General features: G+C 50.8%; 5 protein-coding genes. 2 read left to right on the top strand and 3 right to left on the bottom strand.

The window, feature by feature from the left end:
* Positions 1-254 precede the first annotated feature (254 nt).
* Both KKH67_02065 and KKH67_02060 read left to right on the top strand, forming a co-directional pair.
* Positions 255-845, top strand: a complete 591-nt coding sequence (locus tag KKH67_02065; protein ID MBU1317960.1) for a superoxide dismutase — start codon at positions 255-257, stop codon at positions 843-845.
* 309 nt (positions 846-1154) lie between these two features.
* Positions 1155-3221, top strand: a complete 2067-nt coding sequence (locus KKH67_02060) for a thrombospondin type 3 repeat-containing protein (protein MBU1317959.1) — start codon at positions 1155-1157, stop codon at positions 3219-3221.
* A gap of 60 nt (positions 3222-3281) precedes the next feature.
* Here the strand turns inward: KKH67_02060 and KKH67_02055 are convergent, their stop codons facing one another.
* The 3 genes from KKH67_02055 to KKH67_02045 all read right to left on the bottom strand — a co-directional run.
* Positions 3282-3470 (bottom strand): hypothetical protein, encoded by a 189-nt coding sequence (locus KKH67_02055; protein MBU1317958.1) that lies wholly within the window; start codon positions 3468-3470, stop codon positions 3282-3284.
* 133 nt (positions 3471-3603) lie between these two features.
* Positions 3604-5865, bottom strand: coding sequence for a thrombospondin type 3 repeat-containing protein (locus KKH67_02050; protein MBU1317957.1), 2262 nt, complete (start codon positions 5863-5865; stop codon positions 3604-3606).
* A 177-nt stretch (positions 5866-6042) separates the two neighbouring features.
* The coding region (locus KKH67_02045) for a VCBS repeat-containing protein (GenBank protein ID MBU1317956.1) at positions 6043-7560 on the bottom strand (1518 nt) is incomplete at its 5' end.

Here is a 7560-nt window from a genome sequence, read left to right as displayed (position 1 = left end):
ACCTGTTTTGAGCGTAGAGCAGGTAAGTCTCCGTTCGCTACGCTCACTCCGACTTACCTGCTCTTGAACCATTCCTTTATCAACCTTTTTCCATTCTTCCCCCAGATCAGAAGGGGGGTACCTTTTACGTTCCGAGTCCCAGGTGATTGACTAAATTAGTCTTGTTTAGTTTCGAAAGATTCGTTAAATTCACAGAGTGAATCAGAGTACGACCATAGTTCAAGACGACTACATACAGAAACATGGAGGCAAAGATGGCTATCGTATTACCGGAACTACCGTTTGCAAAGAATGCGCTTGAGCCGCACATCAGCGCTCGCACGTTAGAGTTCCATCATGATAAGCACCACGCAGCGTATGTCACAAACGCCAACAAGATGATCGCAGGCACCGATCTCGAGACATCCAAACTGGAGACAATCATCGAGAAAACTGCTGGGTCTGCCGACAAAGCTGGGATTTTCAATAATGCGGCGCAGGTATGGAATCATTCGTTCTACTGGGAATGCATGAAGCCGGGCGGCGGTGGTCCCGCTACAGGTAAGATTGCCAAGCTGATCGAAAACGATCTCGGTGGTTACGACAAATTCGTCGAGGCTTTCAAGAACGCCGGTGCAACCCAATTCGGTAGCGGATGGGCATGGCTGGTTCTCGATGGCGGAACGCTCAAGATCACGAAGACCCCGAATGCCGCGACGCCGCTGGTTGAAGGTCATAAGGCGCTGTTGACGGTCGATGTCTGGGAGCACGCGTACTATCTCGATTACCAGAACAAGCGCCCCGATTATCTGTCGATCTACGTAGAACATTTGATCAACTGGGATTTCGTCAATTCACTGCTATAATCACTTCGTGATTCTATGCAGGTTGAAGAATACGGGAGCCGAATTTCGGCTCCCGTTAGTGTTGGCGTATATTGTGTTCTCGTAGATTGATGTGTTAACAATGTCAGAGCACAGTAACTTCCAAATTCACGTTGACACGGCACTGTGTCGCTCGCTATATTACGATTGTTACTACGAAATATTCTCTTTAATGGATAGGCAGTCGCGGGTTGATGATGTCATTTGCGTAACTACGCGGGCTTGGACTATCCGCAATCAGGAAGCGCGAACGAGTATGTTTTACGGCGCGGGAGCGCAGGAGATGATACGATGAGATTCAAGAGCTACAATCCGATTCTGATGATTCTCTGCTTTATAGCAGTTCAAATCGCAGCAGTTCCTGCGCAGTCCGTTGAAACCGCAGGATTATACCTCACAGACAAGGTCTCAATCAGGCATGTAGATGAGCAACCGGAGACGGCAACGATTGAACGGCAGAAGTACGAATTCTCGGCCGATCAATTGTCGCCAACCGGGGGAGACAAGGATGCCAATGCTGTCTCATACCTGCATCCGGCACTGACCGATGATGGGAGTGGGAATCTTATCAGGCTGTACGAGTTTTTCGACGGCGTGTCGCCTATCAGTACAATGTTCGTGAACGGTTCCGATGACGATGGTCTGAACTGGACCGAGTGCTGTTGGTATGATCTGTACGGATCTACATATCCATCGCTCGATTACTGGGGCGCTTTCACTCAGTTCTTCGGCACATTTGTACCTCCATCGTCATTCTATAATGGCTCTGCGTTGATGTTGCTCGAATTTGATGACCCGACGGATCCATTGACATGGGATGTTTACTGGGCACCCTATTCGCTGCTGGGCTGGTATGGTATGACGATGGTCGATATTGCATGTAATAGCGGAGGTGAGTCGTGGGAGTACGGCTTCCATTCGGCGATCCTTAGTAGAGTCTATCCGTCCGAGGCAACACTTCGAGACGCGCCACACATCTTCTATCTATTCAATTCGAGTGGCACTACTGCTGGCAGTCATTTCTCGAATGTCGATAGCTGCAAGACAACATCGGCTGACATCGATCCGATCACACTCAAAACCTATGCTGTCTATGACCGCTTCGAATGGGAGAAGGATCAGTACCAGATGTTTGTACGACAGGATGTGTTCAGTGACTGGAGTGCCGGCACAGATGCTGCTGAATTGATGTTTGGTGATACGAACTCTCACATGCGGTATCCAGCCATTGCGGCATACGATAATAATGTAGTGTTGGTAGCGGCCGTCTATCAAGACAGTCTTCCCGGAAATGTCGATCTCGTCTGCTGGTCGACTAATGTCGGAGATGTCGATAGCCTCTACACGGTGACTCCGGTCGCAGTGACGGCTGATTCCGAGAACTTCCCCGAGCTGTCTCATGTTGAAAATTCTACGTTTGTCTGCTGTTTCGTGAAGAATGACGCGCTCTTTGCGACTCGCACGACGGACAACGGCTTGATTTGGAACCCGCCGGAACAAGTGAGTGCCGACAGCGAGACTGTTGTCGCAGAGTATAGAGCGGCCGATATCGGTGGCGGTGGCGCGAAAGTGATCTACGAGTTCACGCTGACGGGTAGCGATGACGTCCATATCGGCATCGTGTCTCTCTTAACTCTCGACTCCGATGGAGATGGTGTCTTCTTCTTCGATGATAATTGTCCCGACGTTCCTAATGCTTCACAGACAAACAACGATGCCGATATTTTCGGCGATGCATGCGACAACTGCCCCAACTTCTCCAATCCTTTGCAGGAGGATTTTGATGGCGATGGCATCGGCGATTCGTGCGATGTATGCCCGTTTGATTCACTCAATGACCCTGATGGTGATGGAATCTGTGAGACCATCGATAACTGTCCCGGTTGGCCGAATCCTCTTCAGGAGGATACGGATGCAGATGGTGCAGGCGACGCGTGTGACAATTGTGTATCTGTATATAATCCGGGTCAGACTGATGTCGACGGTGATGGCGTCGGCGATTCATGCGATACATGCACTGATATTGACGGGGATGGATTTGGCAATCCGGGATTCCCGGCAAATACATGTCCCGACGATAATTGTCCGCTGACATTCAATCCGTCTCAGGCTGACAGCAACTTCGACGGCATCGGGGATGCGTGCGATCATGCCTGCGGAGATGCTGACGGAAGCGGCGGGGTTGATATCGACGACCCGGTATTCCTGATCAATTACATTTTCGCAGGAGGCCCTCCTCCCGAGAACCCGGCAGCAGCCGATCCCGATTGCAGCGGCGCTATCGATATCGATGATGTCGTTTATCTGATAGCGTATATATTCTCGAGCGGCCCTGCACCATGCGCTTCGTGCCCATGATTCTGAGCTATCCGCTCTTCCGTTTGGAGTTCATGGGATAGCGATTGCAGTACACTGCCGTTATATCATCCGGCTCTGGCCGAATCCGAGTACTTTTCTACAGCGCGGGCAGAAATACAATATATTTCTTCCCTCAATGAATCCGGCGCCTTTTGACTTTACGTAAACCTCCGTCAATTCCGCATTGCAGTGCGGGCATACCGGGGCCAGGTCATCTCTCTTCGTAACTCTAAAATCAACCTTGTTCATCGCGCACCTCATCTGTCGGAATCCCACAGCAGTTGGTTGTCGGCTGCATCACATGTCGCAATACATACAGCAATGCAGGCAGAAATATTCAATTCCTGCCTGCATTTAATTCGATCTTCGTGTATGAGCTATTTTACGGGCAGCCTTCGCACGGAACTGCGCCACCACTGAAGATGTACTCGACTATATAGACAGCATCATCGATGTCAATGTCACCTGAACAATCCGCATCGGCAGATTCAAGAGGATCGGGTGCCGGTCCGCCACTGAAAATGTACTGCACGAGATATACTATGTCATCTATGTCAATCTCACCAGATCCGTCGGCATCTCCGCAGACGAACCCTGAAGGAAGAATTGTGATGTAGATGTCCACAGTATCTTTCTTCTTCGGCGTGTCACTGTCCACAACCTCAATCTTCATATATGATTGGCCTTCAAGTTGCGGCGTTCCGGTGATAGTCCCGACAGTTCCTCCGGTGAAGACCGTTCCGTACGGCGGCTGGCCAACCTGTTTTACCCACGTATATGGCTCAACACCACCGACCGCCCAAAGCTGATATGAATAGGGCTGTCCGACATATCCGTCGGGAATCTCTATTGCGTAGCTTTGAATATGCAGTTCGCCGTCACAGACGTCGCCGATGCCGTCATCATTCTCATCATACTGTTCTGGATTGGAGACGTATGGACAGTTATCGCATGCGTCACCGAAATCGTCACCATCCTGATCTTCCTGAGAGCTGTTATCTACCAGCCAACAATTGTCATCCCCATTCAGAATGCCGTCGTCGTCAGCATCATAGTCACACAAGTCACCTGCGCCATCGCCGTCTGCATCACCCTGATCGGGGTTAGGCGTGTTCACGCAGTTATCACAGACATCCCCGACTCCATCATCATCGGCATCCTCCTGACCCGGATTCGCTACAAACGGGCAGTTGTCACTGCCGTTGGGGACATCATCTCCATCCGAATCGACATCGGACCCGTCGATGTAGAGAACTCCCGTGTTGTTTGGATCCAGCCAGTCTCTCAGGCGCGTCGAAGATGATCCGCCACCCTCCCACGACATTGCAAACTTACCGTACCAGTCCGACGTAATGCTTGAGCAAGAGGCATATCCGCCATGAAGCTGTCCGACCACTCGGTGGTTGTCGTCGAAGAGGGGAGATCCCGATGATCCGCCTTCTGTTGTGCCAAGTTCCCAGTCGTCGATTCGCCAGTGACTTGTGCCGGATGATGAAAGGTAATTCGTCGATGTAACCGCATCGTAGTTAAATGAAATCTTCTTGATGTCGCCCGATGGGTGGTGAATACCTACCGTTGTCGGACTTGCAACATCGACCCTCGACCAGCCGGCATAATGAACATCGTAACCGCTGGGCGGTGTTTCCGTGAGTCGAAGAAGCGCGAAGTCCGAAGTCGAGTAGTGTGCTAAGAGAGTTGACCCCTGGACTGTCTGAGTAATCGGGCCGTTAATATTGTTGCAGTTCGGGCTCTGATAATTGAACATGAATATCCACGTCGACTCGCCGCCGAGGCAGTGATTAGCGGTCAGAAAATAAGGTGTCAGGTCATTCTCAACGTCATTGACAAGAGATCCGGAGCAAATCCTGGATCCGCCGGAAGTCAGGATCATGACGACAGATCTGATTTCGTCTCTCCAGTCGTCACCGTCCGGGCAATTGACATTGATATTGCATGAGCCGGAACCGCCGAAACCATCGGCATCCTTTCCGAATACGTTTTTGTACGCATGGATTACACTCGATACACGAAGCTCACCCGGGAAAGCCGCGCTGGATGGTTCGGTGTATTCCAGTATGCAGACGTTGCCCGGAACGGGAGCAGTAGCAAACACGTCAGTGTCTTTGTTATTCTTATATGTGAATGCTCCGAGTACGAAACTTCTGTCCTCGCTATATATGAACAAGCTTGCGCCAACGGGCAACCTGTAATGATCATATACAAGATTAATAGAGTATGCGCCAGGACACTCTATCTTCAACCGCCAGACCCGATCACCATTTGAAGTTGTTTCCCAGGTCCCGGAATTATCAAGGCCGTAGGTCACTGCATGTGGATATCCAAACCGGAATGGAATCCCCATCTCCTCTTCGATAGCATCCTCGGCGAGCAATGCCTGCACATCCACATCCGGCATTCGCTTTGAATCAACATCCGGTCGCAGAGACTTCGCGAAGCTGGGCGGAGAACCACCTGTGCTAATCTGGGCAGAGACCGAACCAGGCGTGCCGAACACAGCAATTGATGCCATCAATAGAGCGAGGCCTATGCTGGCAATTGATGACAGTAATCCTCTGTTTCCGTGCGCACCATGTGCACTGTCTGTTCCGATTGTTCCATTGGATTGCGGCGATAGCTGATTCATCCATGCTCTCCTTGTGTCTGCTTCTGCACCTCACGGCCTCAGAGAATCATATCGGCAGAAATGGCGCGTCATTTCAAAAGAGAAGTAATATAGTCTAATATACGAGTCACATATGCTTCTGCAAGTGTTATTATTCATGGACATATTCTAGTATGGGCACGAGAGACGATGTTGGCATCAGGGGCAGTTGATGCATGGCGCGAGACCACCAACAAAGATGTAGTTGATTGTGTATACCAAGTCGTCAATATCGACCTCTCCAGAGCAGTCTGCATCGCCGGAGGCTAAAGGCTGAGGGCTGGGGCCACCGAGAAAGATATAACTAACCAGGAAGATCGCATCATCGATATCAACCTGCAGACTACCATCCGCATCGCTGCACAAATAGGTGACGACCAGAATCGTTGCAGTGTCTGCGCTGCAATAATCTTTCACGATCACCGTCAGCTCTTCGGAATATAATCTATCCATCGGAGCAACGCCCAAGACTGTGTCATTCCGCACAATGCACCAGTGTGGGAGAGAAGTATACAATATTGCATGCGAAGAGTCATCCGGATCATCAATGGTTGGATAGAATGTGAATGAGTCGTTTATCTGTACGTTCAGTTCCTCTCCCTCGCTTACAATCACGGGCGGATGATTTTCTGTGTCAATTACAATAGTGACGTTTTGGATATCATTCACGGATCCATCGGAGACCACGCATCTGAGTATTGAATCCGCAGAATTGCATTCCGGTACTCCTGTTATGGTATCGCCTGTCACGGAGCACCAGGACGGATAGACTGTGATATCGCGGCTAAGCTCAACACCGTCGCAATCGGGATCATAGGCTGTCAGGATATAGGTGAACAATCTCCCCGGCATCACAGTGTCAGCAATCGGAGATGTGATCTGCGGAGGCTGATTCAAGCCAATCGGATTGCAGCAGTCATCGGCCGCGTGAGCTGGACAGACATCACAAGAATCTCCTATGCCGTCACTATCGAAATCTTCCTGATCGGGATTATGCACAGACGGGCAATTGTCCTCTATGCATTGATTCTCAGGATGGAGAGGATCGCCGTAACCATCGCCGTCCGAATCGAAACAGACCAGGGCGTTGAGCAATACGGAAATGCTGCGCGACGACCAGTCTGAAGTTGCCAAATCGAGGTCCCCGTCGCCATCAAGGTCCGCCGCCACGACGGATTGTGTTCCGTTTCCCGCCCGGTGAAGAGTCTGTGAGGCAAACGTGCCGTCTCCGTTGTTGAGCAGTACCGAGACGTTTCCGGATATGAAGTTCGCTGACGTCAGATCGATGTCATCGTCCCCGTCGAAGTCACCCGCGAAGATCGATACAGGCCTTTCGCCGGTCTTGTAGGCCGAGTATGGGGCGAATGTGCCATCGCCGTTGTTGGATAGCACCGAGACGCTATCGGCAGTATCGTTGATTGTAGACAGATCAATGTCTCCATCTCCGTCGAGATCTGAAGCAAACACCGAGATTGGACCAAAGACAACATCATATTCCGATTGTGGCTCAAAGGTGCCGTTTCCGTTGTTTCGAAGGACTGACACGCTGCCCGATACATCGTTTGCCGTCGCCAGATCGACATCACCATCGTTGTCAAAATCACCTGCGCAGACAGAGTACGGCTCATCTCCGACCGCATACATCAGATTCGAGGGGAAAGTACCGCTTCCGCTATT

Source organism: Candidatus Zixiibacteriota bacterium (genome assembly GCA_018820315.1).
In the GTDB taxonomy this organism is placed as follows: Bacteria; Zixibacteria; MSB-5A5; order JAABVY01; family JAHJOQ01; genus JAHJOQ01.
Note: the sequence above shows the minus strand (reverse complement) of the source record. Positions and strands in the feature narration are given on the sequence as shown.